The 19,922-nt window shown below is 37.0% G+C and carries 22 protein-coding genes and 1 pseudogene; 15 read left to right on the top strand and 8 right to left on the bottom strand.

From position 1 onward, the window contains the following. The first annotated feature begins 201 nt into the window (after nt 1-201). Nucleotides 202-1,065: a pirin family protein gene (locus M983_RS10030; RefSeq protein ID WP_210433240.1), complete on the top strand. Its 864-nt coding sequence runs from the start codon at nt 202-204 to the stop codon at nt 1,063-1,065. A 100-nt stretch (nt 1,066-1,165) separates the two neighbouring features. On the opposite strand, the gene rraB is transcribed toward M983_RS10030, so the two are convergent. Beyond that, complete coding sequence (gene rraB, locus M983_RS10025; RefSeq protein WP_066749953.1) at nt 1,166-1,597, bottom strand: ribonuclease E inhibitor RraB; 432 nt, start codon at nt 1,595-1,597, stop codon at nt 1,166-1,168. Nucleotides 1,598-1,778: 181 nt separating this feature from the next. Between rraB and argF the strand changes: the two genes are divergently transcribed. The 8 genes from argF to M983_RS09980 all read left to right on the top strand — a co-directional run bounded on the left by argF (nt 1,779) and on the right by M983_RS09980 (nt 8,766). Further along, the gene (gene argF / locus M983_RS10020) at nt 1,779-2,783 is read left to right on the top strand and encodes an ornithine carbamoyltransferase (RefSeq protein WP_066749952.1); all 1,005 of its coding nucleotides are present in this window, start codon (nt 1,779-1,781) and stop codon (nt 2,781-2,783) included. Between the two features lie 349 nt (nt 2,784-3,132). After that, entirely contained in the window at nt 3,133-4,068 is a 936-nt protein-coding gene (gene pyrB, locus M983_RS10015; protein WP_066749951.1) for an aspartate carbamoyltransferase, read from the top strand. A 13-nt stretch (nt 4,069-4,081) separates the two neighbouring features. After that, nucleotides 4,082-4,540, top strand: a complete 459-nt coding sequence (gene pyrI, locus M983_RS10010) for an aspartate carbamoyltransferase regulatory subunit (RefSeq protein WP_066749950.1) — start codon at nt 4,082-4,084, stop codon at nt 4,538-4,540. A gap of 111 nt (nt 4,541-4,651) precedes the next feature. Then, entirely contained in the window at nt 4,652-5,038 is a 387-nt protein-coding gene (locus M983_RS10005) for a RidA family protein (protein ID WP_066749948.1), read from the top strand. A 345-nt stretch (nt 5,039-5,383) separates the two neighbouring features. Then, nucleotides 5,384-7,522, top strand: a complete 2,139-nt coding sequence (gene nrdD, locus M983_RS09995; RefSeq protein ID WP_066749947.1) for an anaerobic ribonucleoside-triphosphate reductase — start codon at nt 5,384-5,386, stop codon at nt 7,520-7,522. A 10-nt stretch (nt 7,523-7,532) separates the two neighbouring features. Then, nucleotides 7,533-7,997, top strand: a complete 465-nt coding sequence (nrdG, locus tag M983_RS09990) for an anaerobic ribonucleoside-triphosphate reductase-activating protein (protein ID WP_066749945.1) — start codon at nt 7,533-7,535, stop codon at nt 7,995-7,997. A gap of 26 nt (nt 7,998-8,023) precedes the next feature. After that, nucleotides 8,024-8,233, top strand: coding sequence for a hypothetical protein (locus M983_RS09985; protein WP_066749941.1), 210 nt, complete (start codon nt 8,024-8,026; stop codon nt 8,231-8,233). A gap of 170 nt (nt 8,234-8,403) precedes the next feature. Further along, nucleotides 8,404-8,766, top strand: coding sequence for a hypothetical protein (locus M983_RS09980; RefSeq protein ID WP_083954584.1), 363 nt, complete (start codon nt 8,404-8,406; stop codon nt 8,764-8,766). A gap of 12 nt (nt 8,767-8,778) precedes the next feature. Here the strand turns inward: M983_RS09980 and M983_RS09975 are convergent, their stop codons facing one another. Both M983_RS09975 and M983_RS09970 read right to left on the bottom strand, forming a co-directional pair. Then, nucleotides 8,779-9,219 (bottom strand): YhbP family protein, encoded by a 441-nt coding sequence (locus tag M983_RS09975; protein WP_066749939.1) that lies wholly within the window; start codon nt 9,217-9,219, stop codon nt 8,779-8,781. 112 nt (nt 9,220-9,331) lie between these two features. Continuing rightward, the gene (locus M983_RS09970; RefSeq protein WP_066749937.1) at nt 9,332-9,583 is read right to left on the bottom strand and encodes a YdgH/BhsA/McbA-like domain containing protein; all 252 of its coding nucleotides are present in this window, start codon (nt 9,581-9,583) and stop codon (nt 9,332-9,334) included. Between the two features lie 286 nt (nt 9,584-9,869). Here M983_RS09970 and M983_RS09965 point away from each other — a divergent pair, with 286 nt between their 5' ends. After that, nucleotides 9,870-10,166, top strand: coding sequence for a GIY-YIG nuclease family protein (locus M983_RS09965; protein ID WP_066749935.1), 297 nt, complete (start codon nt 9,870-9,872; stop codon nt 10,164-10,166). On the opposite strand, the gene M983_RS09960 is transcribed toward M983_RS09965, so the two are convergent. Continuing rightward, a complete protein-coding gene (locus M983_RS09960; RefSeq protein WP_066749933.1) occupies nt 10,163-10,669 on the bottom strand; it encodes a GNAT family N-acetyltransferase in 507 nt (168 codons plus the stop codon). The two genes, M983_RS09965 and M983_RS09960, sit on opposite strands and share 4 nt — an antisense overlap. Continuing rightward, nucleotides 10,663-11,196: a ubiquinone anaerobic biosynthesis accessory factor UbiT gene (gene ubiT, locus M983_RS09955; protein ID WP_066749931.1), complete on the bottom strand. Its 534-nt coding sequence runs from the start codon at nt 11,194-11,196 to the stop codon at nt 10,663-10,665. Before ubiT ends, M983_RS09960 begins: the two co-directional genes overlap by 7 nt. A 214-nt stretch (nt 11,197-11,410) precedes the next feature. On the opposite strand from ubiT, the gene ubiU reads away from it, so the two are divergent. Together ubiU and M983_RS09945 are read left to right on the top strand one after the other, a co-directional pair. Further along, the gene (ubiU, locus tag M983_RS09950; RefSeq protein WP_066749929.1) at nt 11,411-12,406 is read left to right on the top strand and encodes a ubiquinone anaerobic biosynthesis protein UbiU; all 996 of its coding nucleotides are present in this window, start codon (nt 11,411-11,413) and stop codon (nt 12,404-12,406) included. Between the two features lie 14 nt (nt 12,407-12,420). After that, entirely contained in the window at nt 12,421-13,299 is an 879-nt protein-coding gene (locus M983_RS09945; protein WP_066749927.1) for a U32 family peptidase, read from the top strand. Nucleotides 13,300-13,393: 94 nt separating this feature from the next. Here the strand turns inward: M983_RS09945 and M983_RS09940 are convergent, their stop codons facing one another. From M983_RS09940 to M983_RS09930, 3 genes are read right to left on the bottom strand one after another with little or no spacing between them, the layout of a single operon-like run. After that, nucleotides 13,394-14,548 (bottom strand): ABC transporter permease, encoded by a 1,155-nt coding sequence (locus tag M983_RS09940; RefSeq protein ID WP_066749926.1) that lies wholly within the window; start codon nt 14,546-14,548, stop codon nt 13,394-13,396. Next, the gene (locus M983_RS09935; protein ID WP_066749925.1) at nt 14,548-15,693 is read right to left on the bottom strand and encodes an ABC transporter permease; all 1,146 of its coding nucleotides are present in this window, start codon (nt 15,691-15,693) and stop codon (nt 14,548-14,550) included. The genes M983_RS09940 and M983_RS09935 overlap by 1 nt, the downstream gene beginning before the upstream one ends. A gap of 8 nt (nt 15,694-15,701) precedes the next feature. Beyond that, nucleotides 15,702-16,673, bottom strand: a complete 972-nt coding sequence (locus tag M983_RS09930) for an HlyD family secretion protein (protein ID WP_066749924.1) — start codon at nt 16,671-16,673, stop codon at nt 15,702-15,704. A gap of 232 nt (nt 16,674-16,905) precedes the next feature. Between M983_RS09930 and M983_RS09925 the strand changes: the two genes are divergently transcribed. From M983_RS09925 to M983_RS09915, 3 genes and pseudogenes are all read left to right on the top strand, one after another. Then, complete coding sequence (locus M983_RS09925; RefSeq protein ID WP_066749920.1) at nt 16,906-18,609, top strand: sensor histidine kinase; 1,704 nt, start codon at nt 16,906-16,908, stop codon at nt 18,607-18,609. A gap of 2 nt (nt 18,610-18,611) precedes the next feature. Then, the gene (gene btsR, locus M983_RS09920) at nt 18,612-19,328 is read left to right on the top strand and encodes a two-component system response regulator BtsR (RefSeq protein ID WP_066749918.1); all 717 of its coding nucleotides are present in this window, start codon (nt 18,612-18,614) and stop codon (nt 19,326-19,328) included. A 234-nt stretch (nt 19,329-19,562) separates the two neighbouring features. Further along, nucleotides 19,563-19,922, top strand: a pseudogene (locus M983_RS09915) (membrane lipoprotein lipid attachment site-containing protein); the annotation flags it as partial.

Here is a 19,922-nt window from a genome sequence, read left to right as displayed (position 1 = left end):
TATTCCACCAGCTAAAATTAATATTAAATTCATACCATTATCTTATTCATATTTTTTGAATATTATCAACAAACCCGCCCTATGTTGTTTAGATAATAAACACTTTATGATAGCGACTATTAAGGGATCGCAATCGAATTTATGACCTCCTGTTGTGTTGATGATTGTTCCCTTTCCTTAAATTGGAGAAGTATCATGGCTATCAGACAAGTTAATCATATTATTACAGCACCAAACGCACACTGGGTGGGTAATGGTTTTCCTATGAGTACACTATTTTCCTATCAAAAAGACAGTGAAAAATATAGCCCATTTCTGTTAATGGATTATGCTGAGCCAACTTTATTCAAACCTGTTACAAATGCTAGAGGTGTTGGAACTCATCCACACCGTGGATTTGAAACGGTGACTATTGCCTATCAAGGTGAAGTCTCTCACCATGACTCTAAAGGCCATGAAGGAACAATTTATGCAGGCGATGTGCAATGGATGACCGCAGCATCTGGAATTTTACATAATGAGTATCATTCTAAAAAAATGACTAAAGAAGGTGGTATGCTGGAAATGGTGCAACTTTGGGTTAATCTGCCAGCTGCGTATAAAATGACACAACCTCGTTATCAAGCACTGAAATCAGACGCTATTCCACTTGTGCAATTATCTGATAGCCAAGGTTATGTCAGAGTCATTGCAGGACACTACGCCAATACCCAGGGTATTGCGATGACATATTCACCGCTAAATGTCTGGGATGTGCGTTTAAATAATGCAGGTATTTCTCATTACCACATTCCAGAAGGCCATAACGCAATGCTGTTTGTTGTCAAAGGTGCCGTGCATATCAATGACAGTGAGATTGCCCGTCAACATGAGATGGTCGTATTAAACAATGATGGTGAAACATTGATGTTAGAATCAATGGGAGACACTATTGTATTAATATTAAGTGGTGAGCCCATTAATGAGCCTATTGCAGGGCAAGGGCCTTTTGTAATGAATACACAAGAAGAATTACAACGTGCATTCGATGATTATGACAATGGCCAATTTGGTGAGATGAAGTAATCCTCTGGCGTTAAAACCAATAACACCAGTCACTAAGCATAATGCTGTGGCTGGTGTTATTATTTTATACTGATAAATCAGGGAAAACGGTTAATAAAAATTAATGTAAGCGAGATGACTTCTCTGATGCTTCGTGCTCGTCGCCTTCATCTTCACCATCTTCTTCATACTCAGCGTTGGGATCTTCAAAATATGTCCCCCAACCATCGTAATAAACACCCATTTTCTCAGCTAAATTCATTAATTGCTCAACTTGAGCATCAATTAATTCAGCATTAAGACCGCTTTCACTAACCGCATCAAAACAGACTAAAATCTCACCTGATTCTACTTCAATCTCTTCAGGCTCTGTTACTTCATAACCTAACTTAAATACTTCAACAGCGGCTTTTTCTAATGTTTCAAAATTTTCACAAGAGATATGGTGTTCAATAGCATATAGCGCGTCAGGATCACTACCATCTTCGAGTAATTCTTCAATAATCAGACGTGTTTCTTCACGTTGTTCCGCTAACTCTTTGCTGTCCGCCATCATCATGCTCCATAATAGTCTGAAAAGGATCTTATGCATTCTCCCACAGGCCGAATCAACACACCATACTTAATCTGCTCTCTATGTTTCTTTACCTTTTAAAGGAAAAATCTTTATTAGGGTTGATAGTGAATATTTATTATATTAAATTGAATATAAATTCAATTATAGGATAGTGATTATGAACCCATTTTATCAGAAATCATTCTTACGTTTGCTGGATTTTTCACCTAAAGAAATTCAACAGCTACTCAATTTGTCAGCACAACTCAAAAAAGCTAAAAAATCAGGGACTGAAACACCGCACTTAGCTGGAAAAAATATCGCACTTATCTTTGAGAAAGATTCAACTCGTACACGATGTGCTTTTGAAGTTGCCGCCTTTGATCAAGGTGCAAATGTGACTTATCTTGGCGGCGGTAGCCAAATTGGTCATAAAGAGTCTATTAAAGATACAGCTCGTGTATTAGGTCGTATGTATGATGGTATTCAATATCGTGGTTATAGCCAAGAAACGGTCGAAACATTAGCAAAATATGCAGGTGTTCCTATATGGAACGGATTAACCGATGAATTTCATCCAACCCAACTCTTAGCAGACTTACTCACTATCACAGAGCATCAAACAAAACCTCTATCAGAAACAATTTTCGCTTATTTAGGGGATGCTAGAAACAATATGGGAAATACGATGTTGGAAGCGGCAGCTTTAACAGGCATGGATTTACGATTAGTTGCACCAAAAGCATGCTGGCCTAGTGCCGAATTAGTTGAACAATGCCAAAAAATAGCACAACAAAATGGCGGTAAAATCACACTCACAGAAAATATTGAGCAAGGCGTAAAACACGCTGATTTCCTGTACACCGATGTATGGGTTTCTATGGGCGAGCCAAAACAAGTATGGAAAGAGCGTATTGCTTTGCTTAAACCTTATCAAGTGAATATGGATATTATCGCTTTAACTAAAAATCCAAATGTGAAATTCTTGCATTGTTTGCCAGCATTTCATAATGAAGAAACGACAATGGGTAAGATGCTTGCTAAAGAATTTGATTTATATGGAGGTTTTGAAGTAACAAATGACGTGTTTGAATCAAAATATAGCATTGTTTTTGATGAAGCAGAGAACCGTTTACACACAATCAAAGCCGTTATGGTCGCCACGCTTTCTAAGGCACTCTAATAGACATATTCATGCAAAAGTCATCCTTATTTATCTGCTAAAAAAGGATGGCTTTTCTCATATCTCTTCAAGATGATTGATTTTTAAATTAAAAAATATTTTTTTGCTAAATTTACACGCAATCGCTTGCGTACTATATTGAGATGGGTATAATGCGCCACAATTTGTCAGGAGGAATGATGAGACAGCAACTATTTCAGTTTATATCTGTAAAGAGCCCCAACATTGGGGAATATGCGCGTTGTCTTTTCTCCCAATCATCTATTTTTAGAACCCCTCTATTTGAGGGGTTTTTTTTGGTCTATCCAAAATTCCCATCACACTGTTTATTACACAAAGGAGAACTCTAATGAATAATCCGCTCTATAAAAAGCATATTATTTCCATTAATGATCTAGACAGAGAAGATTTAGAATGTGTTCTCCAAGTTGCAGAAAAACTAAAGCGACACCCTAATCATGAACTTTTAAAAGAAAAGGTGATTGCGAGCTGTTTTTTTGAAGCATCAACACGAACACGTCTCTCTTTTGAAACTGCAATTCAACGCCTTGGTGCATCGGTTGTGGGTTTTTCTGATAGTGCCAATACCTCGCTAGGTAAAAAAGGTGAGACACTAGCAGATACTATCTCAGTAATTAGCACCTACACTGATGCAATAGTTATGCGCCATCCTCAAGAAGGAGCTGCTCGTCTGGCTTCTGAGTTCTCAGGCCAGGTTCCTGTGATTAATGCCGGTGATGGTGCTAATCAACACCCAACTCAGACTCTACTTGATTTATTTACGATTAGAGAGACTCAAGGACGTTTAGACAACCTTAATATTGCCATGGTAGGCGATTTAAAATATGGCAGAACAGTCCACTCACTGGCACAGGCTTTAGCAAAGTTTACGGGTAATCATCTCTATTTTATCGCTCCTAAAGTCTTAGCGATGCCAGAGCACATTTTACATTTACTAGAAGAAAATGGCGTGAAATACAGCCAGCATGAATCACTAGATGAAGTGATGCCAGAACTTGATATTTTATATATGACCCGAGTACAAAAAGAGCGCTTAGATCCTTCAGAATACGCCAGTGTTAAAGCACAATTTATCTTAACGAGTGGTGATTTAATTAACGTCAAATCGACGCTCAAAATATTACATCCTCTACCACGTATTGATGAAATTACGACAGATGTCGATAAAACACCTTACGCCTACTACTTTCAACAAGCAGGTAACGGTATCTACGCTCGTCAAGCATTGCTTGCCTTAGTTCTTAATAAAAATATCAATCTTTAATAAGGAGCACACCATGACTCATGATCACAAATTAAAAGTTGAAGCAATCAAACGCGGGACTGTTATTGATCATATTCCAGCGCAGGTGGGCTTTAAAATTCTTTCTTTATTTCGCTTAACGGAAACGGAAGAAAGAATAACCGTCGGTTTTAATTTACCCTCTGAAAATTTAGGGAAAAAAGATTTAATTAAAATTGAAAATGTTTTTTTAACCTCAGAACAAGCAAACCAATTAGCAATGTATGCGCCACAAGCTACCGTTAATATTATCGATGATTATCAAGTCGTCGATAAAATGGCGCTAAACCTACCTGAATTACTAGAAAATGTGGTGCCATGCCCTAACAGCAACTGTATTAGTCATAATGAACCAGTAGAAAGCAGTTTCCGTGTGAAGAAACTTGCCAATGATGTGGTATTAACGTGTAAGTATTGTGAGAAAGAATTCGAGCGTCACGCAGTTATTCGTTAAAAATTGAAGCTAATACCTGAAATCTGTCATACTGCGAAGACTATCTGCTGAGTATAATAGCGTATAGCTAATCAAATATTAGCGTCAATCTTATAAAAACAGGAGTTCTAAATGTCTTACGAAATTAATACCGATAAAGCCCCTGCTGCAATTGGTCCTTATGTACAAGGCGTCGATTTAGGTAATTTAGTTATCACCTCAGGCCAATTACCCGTTGATCCTGCAACAGGTGAATTTGTATCTGATAATGCCGCAGAACAAGCTCGTCAATCTTTAGAAAACGTTAAAGCAATTATTGAAAAAGCAGGCTTAAAAGTTGCCAATATCATAAAAACAACCGTTTTCGTTAAAGATTTAAATGATTTCGGTACAATTAATGCTGCCTATGAAGCATTCTTTAAAGAAAATAATGCAACATTCCCAGCTCGCTCTTGTGTTGAAGTAGCGCGTTTACCTAAAGATGCAAAAGTAGAAATCGAAGTTATCGCTATCCGCTAATTTGGTTTATTTTTGTTCTAATAAAAAAGCAAAGGTTTCTTTCTGAACACTTTGCTTTTTTTGTATTCTTATTTTGTGATGCAATATTTATCACTTTTATTTTAGCGAAGAATTTACAATTCAACGCATCCCTCTTCGTACTTGATGTAGCAAAAATACTTTGATTTAGATCATCATTTGCTAAGATTAATCTCCTGCTAATTACTATATGTTGTGCTTTAATATACACACCGATACAACATATAGTTATTATACACACCTTATCCACAATACAATCAAATGTGATGTTATTCCCTATTTTAATGGGCTTTTTAACCTGTGGATAAATAATTAAGGAGTAGGATTGTGAAAACCATAGTGATAAAACGAGATGGTTGTAAAGTCTCTTTTGACAAAGTCCGTATTAGTGATGCTATTAAAAGAGCCGCGGTAGCTTGTCACATCACTGATGATGATTATTGCGATTTTGTCGCACAATCAGTTTCACAATCGCTCAAAGGGCGCACTGACGTTGATATACGTGAAATCCAAGATGCAGTAGAAAATCAGCTGATGGCAGGTGAGTATAAAAATATCGCTAGAGCCTATATTGAATATCGTCATGATAGAGATGTTGCTCGTGAACAACGTGGGCGCTTAACACAAGAAATTCGCGGTCTTATCGAACAAAGTGATGTCTCTATTCTTCATGAAAATGCGAATAAAGACAGTAAAGTTATTCCTACTCAGCGTGATTTATTAGCTGGCATTGTGGCAAAACATTATGCAAAACTGCATATTCTACCAAGAGATGTTGTACTCGCTCATGAACGTGGTGAAATACACTATCACGATCTCGACTATTCGCCCTTTTTCCCGATGTTTAATTGCATGCTTATCGATCTTAATGGCATGCTAACTAAGGGGTTTAAAATGGGTAATGCCGAAATTGAGCCGCCAAAATCAATTTCAACGGCAACCGCAGTTACAGCACAAATTATTGCACAAGTTGCCAGCCATATTTATGGTGGTACAACAATCAATCGTATTGATGAAGTGTTGGCGCCTTTTGTCAAAGCCAGTTATGACAAGCACTATAAAGTCGCTAAAGAATGGCAAATTACAGATAAAGAAGCCTATGCCAATGCACGTACTGAAAAAGAATGCTACGATGCATTTCAGTCATTAGAATATGAAGTTAATACCTTACATACCGCCAATGGACAAACGCCCTTTGTCACTTTTGGCTTTGGATTAGGTACCTCTAAAGAAGCGCGTTTAATTCAAAAATCCATTCTCGAAAATCGTATGGCAGGCTTAGGCAAAAATCGTAAAACAGCGGTATTTCCTAAATTAGTTTTCGCTATTCAAGATGGCCTTAACCATAAATTTGGTGATGCCAATTACGATATCAAACAACTCGCGCTGGAATGTGCAAGTAAGCGCATGTATCCCGATATTCTTAATTACGATCAAGTTGTTAAAGTCACAGGATCGTTTAAAACCCCAATGGGATGTCGTAGTTTCCTTGGTGTTTACGAAGAGAATGGCAAAATGCTTCATGAAGGACGTAATAATTTAGGCGTAATTAGCTTGAATCTACCACGTATTGCGATTGAAGCTCATGGTGAAGAGGCAAAATTCTGGACACTATTAGATGAACGCCTTGCATTAGCAAAAAAAGCATTAATGACACGTATTGCTCGCTTAGAAAACGTAAAAGCTCGTGTTGCACCTATCCTTTATATGGAAGGGGCTTGTGGTGTGCGTTTAAAAGCAGATGATAATGTTGCTGAAATTTTTAAAAATGGTAGAGCTTCTATTTCATTAGGGTATATCGGTGTTTATGAGTGTATTAATGCACTATTTGGCACACAAAAACATCTTTTTGATGATGAAACATTACGAGAAAAAGCGGTTGCTATTATTTTGCATTTAAGAGAAGCCACTGATCAATGGAAAGATGAAACAGGTTATGGTTTTAGCCTTTACAGCACACCAAGTGAAAACCTTTGTGATAGATTTTGTCGTTTAGATGCTGCTGAATTTGGCATTCTACAAGGTGTGACAGATAAAGGTTATTACACGAATAGCTTCCATTTAGATGTTGAAAAGAAAGTAAATCCTTACGATAAATTGGATTTTGAAGCCCCTTATCCTCCTTTAGCTAACGGTGGTTTTATCTGTTACGGCGAATATCCAAACTTGCAACATAACTTAAAAGCGTTAGAAGATGTTTGGGATTATAGCTACACACGAGTGCCTTATTACGGTACTAATACACCAATCGATGAGTGTTATGACTGTGGCTACACAGGTGAGTTCTCTTGTACTAGCAAAGGCTTTACTTGTCCTCGCTGTGGTAATCATAACCCTGCTAGAGTCTCAGTTATTCGTCGTGTATGTGGTTATTTAGGAAGTCCTGATTCGCGTCCATTTAATGCAGGTAAGCAAGAAGAAGTAAAACGCCGTGTAAAACATCTAGCAAATGGCCAATTAGGTTAAGGTTAATATTTTGAATTATCATCAATACTACCCTGTTGATGTGGTTAATGGCCCAGGAACACGTTGTACATTGTTTGTGTCAGGATGCATACACCAATGCAGAGGGTGTTATAACAAATCCACTTGGTCATTAACTTCTGGCAAACCATTTACGCAAGAAATAGAAGATACGATCATCGCTGATCTCAACGATACTCGTATCAAACGACAAGGATTATCACTTTCAGGTGGAGATCCCCTTCATCCTCAGAATCTTTCTGCTATATTAAAATTGGTAAAGAGAGTAAAAGCACAATGCCCTGATAAAGATATTTGGGTTTGGACTGGTTATTCATTTGATTCTCTTACCCCACAACAGCAGGAAGTCGTTGATTATATTAATGTCCTGGTTGATGGAAAATTTGTGCAAGAACTTTATGATCCCGCATTACTGTGGAGAGGTAGCCGCAATCAGACTATCTATAAATTGAAATAATACACATTGAATTAACTGGAGGATGTATGCCTTTAAGTGATAATAAATATGTAAGCTTTTCTGAAGATCATGAACTAAATTACCATTTGAAAAAATGGGGCAAGAAACAATCCAAAGCGAATCGAGAACAGCTCGTTAAGCTAGGCACCGCGTTGAAAGAAAAATTAGGTGCTAAATATATTCAACATACTGAAATTGATGAAGAGATTGAAAAAAATCTGTCGTCATTTGAATAATATCTAAAAGCCCATTTATGGGCTTTTATTTTTCCTCGCTCCTTTCTTCTTTTTCTCATTTAGTCACCTAAGTTATCAAATGCGAATCATTTGCAAAAAATGTAGCCAAAATTATTATGTTTGTTTTATTATTATTACTCTTAATTATTCTTTTAATGATGACTATAAGTATGAAATCTGTTCTTTTATCTTTATTTTCAATTGTTTTACTTTCAGGTTGCACAAGTAAATGGGAATCAAAAGGCGTATCAAGTTACACATTGCAAGAAGCTAAACTATTATGTGAGCTTGATTCAAATACACGTTACCCAGTTCGCAAAGAAGTACTGCAACGCACTGTTTATCGTGATGTACAAAAGACATGTCGTAAGGATGATAAAGATCACTGCGGTGATAAAAAGACTTACACAGAACGTGTACCAATGACAGAAAGCTATGTAGAGGATATTAACCAAGATGATAGAAAGACATTTTATAACTCATGTATGTCTTCTAAAGGATGGGAACAAAAAAGCCATTATATCTGGGAATAATAAGCTATATTTTCAATCTCGTTGCCAATAAAGCTTAGTACCAAATCCTAATGTATTATCTACCATTTTAATTTCTTGAAATTTCAGTTGCCATAATGGTACGTGGATAGCCGCTAACGCGACAGGAAATCGTGAGCAATATTGTTTTCTAGCCTGTAGGTTATCACCACCTGTCAGTTGAGAAACAATACCTGTAAATTGTATACCTTGTAATTGTGCTACTGAAATTTCTTGCGTACTAATACTTCCTGCAACTGTTAAATTATTTTGCATCATTTGAGCATGACGTGTTTTCTCTTCTGAAAGAAAAACGAGTCGCATTTCTAATTCATCAAACCAATAAAAACAATTAGCACACCAAACATCATGTTGAGAATTCGTTGTGCACAAAGTAAACACGTGGTGCTTACTGATAAAACTGTTAATTAATTTGATTGAATCTGAATGAAACATTTTATGCTCGCATAAATACAAAAGAGACGCTGTTCTATGATAATTATATCACTAGAACAAGCGTCTTGCGCATGTCTCTTATTACAAACTGCTTATTGCTATACTTTAAAGATTAACGATAAATTTCAGCATTTACAGTCAGATAATCGTTACCTGTAGCGCCGATAACTTTATAACCTTTTGCACCATCATCTTTTGCAATTTGAGCAATTTTGTTAGTTAAGCCATCTAGAGTATCGTTACCAGTGATTGTGATATACTCACCTGATGCGGTTTTGCTTGTTGAAACGCTATCTGCTGCCATTGTACCAAATGAAATAGCACCTAATGCGAATGTTGCAGCGATTAATGTAGATTTTTTCATAAAAGACTCCTATTAAATTCTAAGATTTTTTGTTTATCGCGGAGTATATCTCTGTGATGTGGATCATATTATGCGCTTTAATCGCTGATGAAAATTAGCAATAATTGCTTTTCATTTTCAATATTTTTGAATATCTTTTTTTTAACATTAGTTTTTTTATCATAAATAATACTTAACTTATTGATATTCAATATAGTTATAATGTTAATTTACTGATTCATTATTTACATGAATAACTAAGAAATATTATTTACCAGAATAATATATAGCACGAAAAGGAAAAATAATGGCTGATCAAAAGTGGTCAATCTATATGATAAGAGATAAATTGGGGAATATTTATACAGGAATCACAACCGATGTAAGCCGACGTTTTTATCAACATCAACAAGGAACAGGTGCAAAAGCATTAAAAGGGAAAGGACCGTTGTTTCTCGAATTTCAATGTCCTGTAGGCAATAGACAACAGGCCTCACAGCTTGAATATCAACTAAAACAGCTGAAAAAACAACAAAAAGAAAAGCTGATCACCGATCAGCCTTCAGACGTTGCACTTTATTTAAATCATAATCCGCATAATTAGCAAAATTTATCAAATAATGGGGAGTAATTCACTAAACCGTGAATATCGTCTACATTGCCATTATCAAGTGCATAAAGTTGGAAAAACGCTTCAGTATCAGGCCATTTACAATACAATCCTTGTGATTTTGCACAAGTAAAGCCAGAAGCATGATAATATTCAGGCTCACCTAACACAACGACTGCACCATAACCAAACTCATTAAGGCTATCTAACCCTTCATTAATGAGTTCACGACCAATGCCTTGATCGCGGTATTGTTCTGCAACAGCAAGAGGCGCAAGCCCTACCCACTGGCAATCTCTACCTTCGACATCAACTGGCGTAAAACCGATGTAGCCAACAATTTGGCCTTCATCACTGATAGCGACCATTCCTAATGTTAGCAATCCTTCTTCTCGTAATTGTGCAACTAGATTTGCTTGCGCATCAGTTGGAAATGTTTGACGTAAAAGTGAATCAATAGCAGGAATATCAACGGGAATTTCAACACGTATTAGCATGAAGTTGAACTCAGTTCATGGCTGTGTAGGGTATCTTCACTTTCTTCATGAAGCCCACTTTTCACAAAATCAGCCAGTTGTAGTAAACCAAAACGCAATACAGATGGCATTGAATCTAACTCAATTGCATCCATCAGATTTTTAACATATAGCCCAAGTTCTGTATCGCCCTCAATTTGTAAACGACGTTGGAAAAATAAGCTGTCAGGATCTTCTTTACGTGCAGCAATCAAAATAAGATCATTCGCATTACCGCTAAAACTGACATCTTCTTTCTCTGAACGACTAACAATTAATTTATCATCACAAACACTGATAAACCACCGTAAATGTAAATCTTTGATCTCAACTTTTAGCCATTTATTTTCTAAAAAGTGTAAATCGCCTTCAGCGAGGGACTCGCGAAATTGCCAGCTTAAAAATTGCTCTAAAATATCGCGTTGTAATGCAAATGGCGTTATTTGCAAAGGATAACGTAAAAAACGAGGGCCATCTTTAACCAAACGGTGACGAATTTTGCTAAACACTTTCGAGCTCCTATAAATGAAATTGGGAATATTGTGCCAGATATAAACAGGAATTCTGCCGTACTACATCAATATTCTGCCAATCTATTGTTCATTTTTTAATTTATTCAATTTCACTTAAGTAAAAACGTACTTCCCTGCCCTAAATCAAAACCTATTTTTGCCTTATTAATTACAATTTCCGATCATTTTTGATCTCTTAAGGGAAGTAAAGATGGAATTATTATGCCCAGCAGGTAATTTACCTGCCTTAAAAGCGGCCATTGATAATGGTGCCGATGCGGTTTATATCGGTTTAAAAGATGATACCAATGCAAGACACTTTGCTGGCCTTAATTTTACGGAAAAGAAATTACAAGAAGCTGCTAATTATGTTCATCGCCACCAGCGAAAATTACATATAGCCATAAATACATTTGCGCATCCTAATGGATTTGAACGATGGCAAAAAGCGGTGGATATGGCAGCATCTTTAGGTGCTGATGCCTTAATTTTAGCGGATATCGCTATGTTGGAATATGCGGCAGAGCGTTATCCCCATATTGAACGTCATGTTTCAGTTCAGGCCTCAGCAACCAATACACAGGCAATTAAATTCTATCAACGAAATTTTGATGTTGCTCGTATTGTGCTACCTAGGGTGCTTTCTATTCATCAAGTTAAGCAATTAGCACAAAGTAGCCCAGTACCACTCGAGGTTTTCGCTTTTGGTAGTTTATGCATTATGGCGGAAGGTCGTTGCTATCTCTCTTCTTATTTAACAGGTGAATCACCTAATACCGTTGGTGCGTGTTCTCCTGCGCGCTTTGTACGTTGGCAACAAACAGAAAAAGGCATGGATTCTCGCCTTAATAATGTATTGATAGACCGCTATTTACCTGATGAAAATGCCGGTTATCCTACCTTATGTAAAGGACGTTATCTTGTTGAAGACCACTGCTATCATGCACTTGAAGAGCCGACTAGTTTAAATACCCTCTCTTTATTACCTGAACTTATGGCAATGAATATTGCATCTGTCAAAATTGAAGGTCGTCAGCGTAGTCCTGCGTATGTTACTGAAGTTGCAAAAGTTTGGCGAGCTGCGATAGATACGTGTCAGCGTGACCCTCAAGGATTTAATCCCCAATCGCAATGGATGAAAACATTAGGCAAAATATCAGAAGGAACACAAACCACATTAGGTGCTTATCACCGTAAATGGCAATAATTAAGGATAAGAAAATGAAATATGCACTGGGTTCTGTGCTTTATTATTGGCCTAAGGCAACACTTGAAGCATTTTATGAAAAAGCAAAAAATAGCGATGCCGATATTCTCTATTTAGGTGAAACAGTCTGTAGTAAGCGCCGCGAAACCAAACCACAAGATTGGATTAATCTTGCAAAAGAAGTTGCTAAAAGTGGAAAGCAAGTCGTTATCTCTACACTTGCTCTTTTACAAGCGCCTTCAGAGCTTAAAGAGATAAGTAAACTTGTTGATAACGGTGAATTTCTCATTGAAGCGCATGATTTCGGTGTGATTAATATGCTTAATGAGAGAAAGCTCCCTTTTGTCGCAGGGCATGGGCTTAACTGCTATAACGCTTACGCGCTACGTTTATTACATAAACAAGGTATGATTCGCTGGTGTATGCCTGTAGAGCTTTCTCATGATTGGCTGACTCAGCTTTTAGACCAATGTGAAACACTAGGCTTTAGAAATAAATTTGAAGTAGAAGTATTTGCTTATGGCTATTTACCTTTAGCTTATTCTGCACGTTGCTTTACTGCTCGCTCTGAGAATCGCTCTAAAGATGACTGTGAAACATGTTGTCAGAAATATCCTCAAGGTCGCCGTGTATTATCCCAAGAAAATCAGCAAGTATTTGTATTAAATGGTATTCAAACACAAAGCGGCTATTGTTATAACTTAGGTAATGACCAAGCCTCAATGGCGGGATTGGTTGATATTATCCGCCTTTCACCAAGTTCAGATGCTATCTTTGAGACATTGCATCAATTTCGTCAAAATGAACACGGTCAACAACCACTGACAACAGTACATCACCATGACTGTAACGGCTATTGGCGTAAAGTGGCAGGGTTAGAATTAGTTGAATGATAAAGCAGTAATCCACTTCATAAGTTGATGAAGTGGATTCAAGAGCGCGTTTTACCCTAAAACATAAAAAACCCCGAAGGGCTTTTTATCGTGTTTATTTACGATGATGTAACCAATGTTTAAATTGATGCGTAATATGTCTTAATTCGCCATTGCGTAACATACCCACCAAAGAGCCTAATACCGTATAAACAACGCCTAAAATCAGCATCATTACGATATCCCCCAAAATACTTTGGAATGATAGCCCCATTTGGTTAATACCTGCCATCGCATTTACAGCCCACGTTGAAGGTAATGCAGATGAAATAGCAAAAACCCAATCAGGCATAGCCTGTAATGGCCAAATCGTTCCTGAAATATAGAAAACGGGCGTTGTTACAAAGGCGAGTGTCAAATAGATCATCTCAACACTACGTAAACACTCCGTAATCAGTTTTCCTAATCCTAATACCGCAAGTAAGAATGGGAATGTAAGCATCCAAATTTGATAAAGAGGTGCTTCTTGCCGATATCCTAGCACCCAAGGCCATAATGCAAAGAAAACAGTGGATAAAAAGAGCCAAATAGGAATAAGTGCAGATAATGCGCCTAAATATACCGCTAATGGGGGTTTACCTTTTGGTGTTCCTCTCACTGCAATACTGACACGCACACAAGCAATTAATAAGGAGTGCTGTAATAGCATCACTAACAGACCCGGGAAAATAATAGCGGCAAAACTTACCCCTGGGTTATACATACCTATAGTTTCACTTTGGATTGGCTTTAATAAGATTTTTGATTGTTCTTGACTAAAACCTGCGTTTTCTAAAATACGTCCGTTATAAGCATCTAATAACTGTTGATAGGCCTGCATCAGCTCTTGCTGTATCTGCCCACTGGCAAGCCGGTTAGTCGCATCTCCAAACACCGGGACAGTCACATCTTTACCGTTAAGTAATTTTTTCTCAAAATTAGTTGGAATAATGATAATCGCAAATAATTCACGCATTATCATATCGTGACGAGCTTCTTCTAAATTATCATAGCTTTTTAAGGTTAATTTAGGCGTAGCATTTAATGCACGAATAAGTGAATAGCTTGCAGGGCTATGATCTTGATTAATAACAGCAACAGGTAAATTCCATAAAACCGGCTTAGCGTATACCAAACTCATTATGCAAAGTGAGACTATCAGCAACATCCACATAGGCTTTTCTAGCATACCTAATAAAACGCGCTTAAAGGTTTGGAAATACATCTGCATCATGCCACACCTGCCTGTAATTCCAATCTTTTGAAGATACGTTTACGGACTAGTAATGCAATGGCAAAAGGATAAATTAATAATAGCGTGCAAACATATAAAATGCCTTGTAATGACACTTCTCTTAAAAAAATATCAAACATGGCGTTCAATGCGTGCGTTAATGGCTCTAAATTAGAGATTATCCGTGCTGGTAATATCATTGAAAGCTCAGGTACTGCCATTCCTGAAAAGGCTAATGCAATACTCACTAACATACCTATCATACTGTATGCAGTAATCGCTGTATTGGTAAACGCAAAGAGCAATAATCCAATACTTTGCGCGGCTATTATATAAAAGAATCCTACTAGCACCATATATAGAGGGTTACCATTGACCTTAGCACCTGAAAAATAGACTAAAGCAGCGAGCTCTATAATAAGTAGCGTAATGAAAAAGAAGGTATAAGGTGCTAATTTGCCAATAACAGCATAAGTGAACGGTTTAATATTCAACAATATATTCCCTCGTGATAGAGAATAGATTGTGCATGTCACTACAAATAGCTGAAGCATATGAATAGTAGCAGCAAATTGTTGATAATAAATATAACTACCGCTCGCATTAAAAAGACTGTCATAAGAGAGAGTGACTTTTGCTAAAGGAGGAACAGGTTTATTCATCTCTTGTGCTAAGATTGTGCGGTATTGCGCATTTAGCTGGGCAATTAATCCACTGAAATCTTGTATTGCATAACTTCCTGCTGCGTAATATAGCCCATTGTAATACATACGCACCGTCGGTTGTTTTCCTGCTAATACCCAGTTTTCAAAATAGCGAGGTATCGTTAAGATAGCATAATCTTGAGCACTTCCTAATCGCTCTAATGCTGTACGTGGATTACCATCTAATGTATCAAGCTTGGCATGAGAGCCCGCATTTAAGTCACGAATAAGCGTCCTTGATAAAGGACTATTATCATTGTTAATCACCGAAACAGGTAGATTCAGCAACGTTCCTTCTGAAAAGTTAGCGCTGATTAATGCAAATAACATTAATGGAAACAACCAACTTAACCAATGAAAAACTGGACTGCGAACGGCCATATGGGTTTCTCGCGAGAATGCGCTGCTAAAACCTCGCCAAGCTGCCTTTATTCTCATATTTACCCTTATTTATCCCAACGCCATAAGGCACTCATACCAGGGCGTAGCCCTTCGATTTGTGTTGTTGGGTAGAGACGAACTTCAAAGGTTTTTAAATCAAAATCCCCTGTTGCACGAGTGGCGCGTTTAGTTGCGTAATCACCCATTGGTGCAATATAACGTACTTGTGCTTCAATCTCTTGATTACCCAAAGCAGGTACAGTAACCGTAACACGATCGCCTTTACGAATATCCGCTAAAATATCTTCTCTTAAGTTATAAACAAAATAAGCCTCAGGAATACGGATTAATGTTGCTAAAGGACTATTTGCATTAAAAAGCTCACCTATTTCAGCAGGAATTGGGCCAACTTCACCTGCGACAGGTGCTTTTACTTGAAGATCGTCTTGCTGTATTTTTAATTCGATAAGCTGTTGCTCTGCTTGTTGAACCGCCGCGGTATATTTATGGCGTAATTCAACACGATCGCCATTTTTAGCTTCGTCAAGTTCAGCTTGTGCAGCTCTAACGCGTTGTGATGCCACATCACGGCTACGGCGTGCATTATCAAGTTCAGTCGCTGATACATAACCTTGATTCGCAATGGCACTAATACGCTGATAATCTTTTACGGCATTGGCAGATTCGACTCGTGCTTGTGATAACACAGCTTCTAAATTACGAATGCTCTCTTCTCTTGTGCCATGAAGAGACAAATCTAATTGTGCTTGCGCTTGTGCTTTAGCCGCTTCAAGTGCCGCAACTTGCGCATTTAATTCTGGGCTTTCTAATGTAATCATTAGTTGGCCTGCTTTTACATCATCACCGCGTTGTATATGGCGTTCAATCACACGACCTTTTGCTTTAGAGGCAACAATAACCTCTGGGGCATCAACTTCCCCTTGAAGTAATAAATATTGATTATGCGCACGGAATAGTACGGCTAATGCAATAAGAATTAGCATTAATAAAATAAGATAAATAGCTCTTTTTTTCATATAACGATTAGACCTTAATAGTGAAGCAGAACACTCACTGATAGAATTATATTACACAATAATTCAGAATTTTTTTAAGAATATCGTGCGCCAACTCACTGACTCAGAGGAATATTTTGTTTGATAGTGCGATTAAGTTATTCTTATATCAAATTTTATTGCCCTATTGATAGCCCCATTTCATTGTGTCTTTTTTATTTACCACTTAGAAATCGAGAGTAATACTCACATTATGTACGAATTCGATCTTGTTTTACTGTTATTACAGCAAATGTGCGTGTACCTTATTATTGCTTGGTTTTTAAGCAAAACGCCCTTATTTACGCCACTGTTACAAGTTACCATCAAACTTCCCCATAAATTAATGTGTTATGTCATTTTTTCTATCTTTTGCATTATGGGTACCTATTTTGGACTACATATTAATGATTCTATTGCCAATACACGAGCAATAGGATCAGTGCTAGGTGGACTTTTAGGTGGTCCTTATGTCGGTTTTCTAGTCGGCTTTACAGGTGGATTACACCGTTATTCTCTTGGCGGAATGACTGCATTTAGTTGTATGGTATCAACGATTGTTGAAGGATTAATTGGTGGATTAGTGCATCAGCATTATGTCAAACGAGGGCAAATGCATCGTATTTTTAATCCTTGGACAGCTGCAATAGTGACATTTATCGCTGAAATCATACAGATGGCCATTATCTTATTATTAGCCCGGCCTTTTCAAGAAGCGCTAGCCTTAGTTAAAGATATAGCCACACCGATGATTGTCGCTAATACCGTTGGTGCTGCAATGTTTATCCGTATATTGCAAGACAGGCGCGCTATTTTTGAGAAATATACCAGTGCATTTTCTACTCAAGCATTAAAAATTGCCGTATGCACTGAAGGCATTCTACGCAAAGGATTTAACCAAGATAATAGTACACGAGTTGCTAAAGTCATTTACCAAGAGTTAAAAGTCAGCGCCGTTGCTATTACCGATAGAGAAAAACTTCTCGCCTTTATTGGTATTGGTGCAGACCATCATTTACCCGGTACACCTATTTCATCAGCACAATCAAAACAAGCCATCCATAACAATGAAGTTGTTTATGCTGATGGTAATGAAACCCCTTATCACTGTACGCTATCACCTCATTGCAAATTAGGTTCGGCTTTAGTCATTCCACTTCGTGGTGAAAATAATCGTGTTATTGGCACCATAAAACTTTATGAAGCAAAAAATCGACTATTTAGCTCCATTAATCGCACATTAGGTGAAGGGATCGCCAGTTTACTCTCTGCTCAAATACTTGCTGGGCAATATGAGCGAAATAAACAATCACTCTTAGAATCTGAAATTAAATTATTACATGCTCAAGTGAATCCACACTTTCTTTTTAATGCTCTAAATACATTACAAGCAGTTATACGGCGAGATAGTGACCAAGCTAAACAATTGGTTCAGTTTCTATCGACCTTTTTTCGCAAAAATTTAAAAAGACCTGAAGCAATTGTAACGTTAAGTAATGAAATTGAACACGTTAACGCCTATTTACAAATAGAAAAGGCGCGTTTTCAGCAACGACTACAACTCAGTATTAATATACCTGAGCATTTGTTAATGGCGCAATTACCTGCTTTTTCATTACAACCTATGGTTGAGAATGCAATTAAACACGGAACATCACAGTTATTAGACACAGGAACCGTTACAATTAGTGCCTATCTGGAACACCACTTAATCATTATTGAAATTTGTGACAACGCAGGTTTATATCAGCCTCAACGTTTATCTCATGAATTAGGGTTAGGTATGAGATTAGTCGATAAACGAATAAAACTGCGTTATGGTGAATTATACGGTGTCATCGTGGAATGTGAGCCCGATAAATATACTAAAGTAAAAATTTGCTTACCTTTAGAAAAAAGTATGGATAACACAGCATAACCATGAATATATTAATTGTTGATGATGAACCTCTAGCCCGTGAAAATTTGCGTTGTCTGCTTGAGATGGAAAAAGATATGGCTATCGTTGGTGAATGTAATAATGCCATTGAGGCTATTGGTGAAATACATCGCAAAAAACCTGATGTTATCTTTCTTGATATTCAAATGCCCCGTATAACAGGACTTGAAATGGTTTCCATGCTTGATCCTGAACATCGCCCTTATATTGTATTTTTAACTGCTTTTGAAGAATATGCGATTCAAGCCTTTGAAGAACATGCTTTTGATTATTTACTTAAACCATTAGAACAAGAGCGTTTAAATAAAACATTACATCGTTTGCGCCAAGGTAATAAACAAAATATTGATTTATTAATCCCACCAGAAGAGCGTTTAAAATGTATTCCTTGCACCGGCCATAGTCGTATTTGGTTAATGCCGATTGATGAAGCTATTTTTGCCACATCAAGATTAAGTGGTGTTTATGTCACCAATAATCAAGGACAAGAAGGTTTTACAGAGCTGACATTACGCACCTTAGAAACACGTACCCCGCTTGTACGTTGCCATCGTCAATACTTAGTCAATATGAACTATGTAAATGAAATTGTATTTAGTGATAATGGACAAGCAGAACTTATCTTACATAATAATAACCAAATTCCAGTCAGTCGCCGTTATCTTAAAACATTAAAAGAAGTGATTGGATTAAGCTAAGTAAATATATAGAACAATATTAAGTAATTATATAGAACAAGGATAAGTAAATAAACTTAATTATCTAGCATTAACTGAGTGTTATTTCTAAAAATGATGACTCTAACAGTAATTAATCTTAATTTTCTATTTAGCTTCGAATTTTAGTATAACCTATATAAGTTAGCTAAATGGTATTCACATACTATATATCGAAATGGTTAGACTAAAAAATTTGTAATATAAGAGGAAAATATGAAAAAGAATATTTTTTTGATTGGTGCCGTGACATTAATTTTATCTGGTTGTAATTCTGGTCTTGATGGCTCAGTTGACCGATTTACTAAAATAGTCACTAATCTAAGTTCATTTTCATCAGAAGTTGATGAATGGAACACTTATGGTGCTGATATGAAAAAAAATGGTATCACATACGAAGATACCAACGCCTCTGATGAAACATTTGTCAAAAATAAAATGGATTCAGAGTATGCAGGGTCTGTCGCTCATGTAGGTTCTGCATTTACTGTCACCCAAAGTTCAAAAGAAGAATTAGAGAAAGAAAATCAAGGATATAAATTTATTTACAATAAAATTGTAACTGTAAAAAATAAA

Origin of the sequence: Proteus myxofaciens ATCC 19692, assembly GCF_001654855.1 — a bacterium.
Classification (GTDB): Bacteria; Pseudomonadota; Gammaproteobacteria; order Enterobacterales; family Enterobacteriaceae; genus Proteus; species Proteus myxofaciens.
Note: the sequence above shows the minus strand (reverse complement) of the source record. Positions and strands in the feature narration are given on the sequence as shown.

Bases quoted from the DNA above. Each gene is read 5' to 3' on its own strand.
- M983_RS09965 (WP_066749935.1), top strand. From the start codon at position 9,870: ATGGCTGATCAAAAGTGGTCAATCTATATGATAAGAGATAAATTGGGG.
- M983_RS09945 (WP_066749927.1), top strand. From the start codon at position 12,421: ATGAAATATGCACTGGGTTCTGTGCTTTATTATTGGCCTAAGGCAACA.
- rraB (WP_066749953.1), bottom strand. From the start codon at position 1,597: ATGGCGGACAGCAAAGAGTTAGCGGAACAACGTGAAGAAACACGTCTG.
- M983_RS09970 (WP_066749937.1), bottom strand. From the start codon at position 9,583: ATGAAAAAATCTACATTAATCGCTGCAACATTCGCATTAGGTGCTATT.
- M983_RS09960 (WP_066749933.1), bottom strand. From the start codon at position 10,669: ATGCTAATACGTGTTGAAATTCCCGTTGATATTCCTGCTATTGATTCA.
- pyrI (WP_066749950.1), top strand. From the start codon at position 4,082: ATGACTCATGATCACAAATTAAAAGTTGAAGCAATCAAACGCGGGACT.
- ubiU (WP_066749929.1), top strand. From the start codon at position 11,411: ATGGAATTATTATGCCCAGCAGGTAATTTACCTGCCTTAAAAGCGGCC.
- pyrB (WP_066749951.1), top strand. From the start codon at position 3,133: ATGAATAATCCGCTCTATAAAAAGCATATTATTTCCATTAATGATCTA.
- M983_RS09980 (WP_083954584.1), top strand. From the start codon at position 8,404: ATGAAATCTGTTCTTTTATCTTTATTTTCAATTGTTTTACTTTCAGGT.
- M983_RS10005 (WP_066749948.1), top strand. From the start codon at position 4,652: ATGTCTTACGAAATTAATACCGATAAAGCCCCTGCTGCAATTGGTCCT.
- btsR (WP_066749918.1), top strand. From the start codon at position 18,612: ATGAATATATTAATTGTTGATGATGAACCTCTAGCCCGTGAAAATTTG.
- M983_RS09975 (WP_066749939.1), bottom strand. From the start codon at position 9,219: ATGTTTCATTCAGATTCAATCAAATTAATTAACAGTTTTATCAGTAAG.
- M983_RS09940 (WP_066749926.1), bottom strand. From the start codon at position 14,548: ATGCAGATGTATTTCCAAACCTTTAAGCGCGTTTTATTAGGTATGCTA.
- M983_RS09925 (WP_066749920.1), top strand. From the start codon at position 16,906: ATGTACGAATTCGATCTTGTTTTACTGTTATTACAGCAAATGTGCGTG.
- M983_RS09935 (WP_066749925.1), bottom strand. From the start codon at position 15,693: ATGAGAATAAAGGCAGCTTGGCGAGGTTTTAGCAGCGCATTCTCGCGA.
- M983_RS09930 (WP_066749924.1), bottom strand. From the start codon at position 16,673: ATGAAAAAAAGAGCTATTTATCTTATTTTATTAATGCTAATTCTTATT.
- M983_RS09985 (WP_066749941.1), top strand. From the start codon at position 8,024: ATGCCTTTAAGTGATAATAAATATGTAAGCTTTTCTGAAGATCATGAA.
- argF (WP_066749952.1), top strand. From the start codon at position 1,779: ATGAACCCATTTTATCAGAAATCATTCTTACGTTTGCTGGATTTTTCA.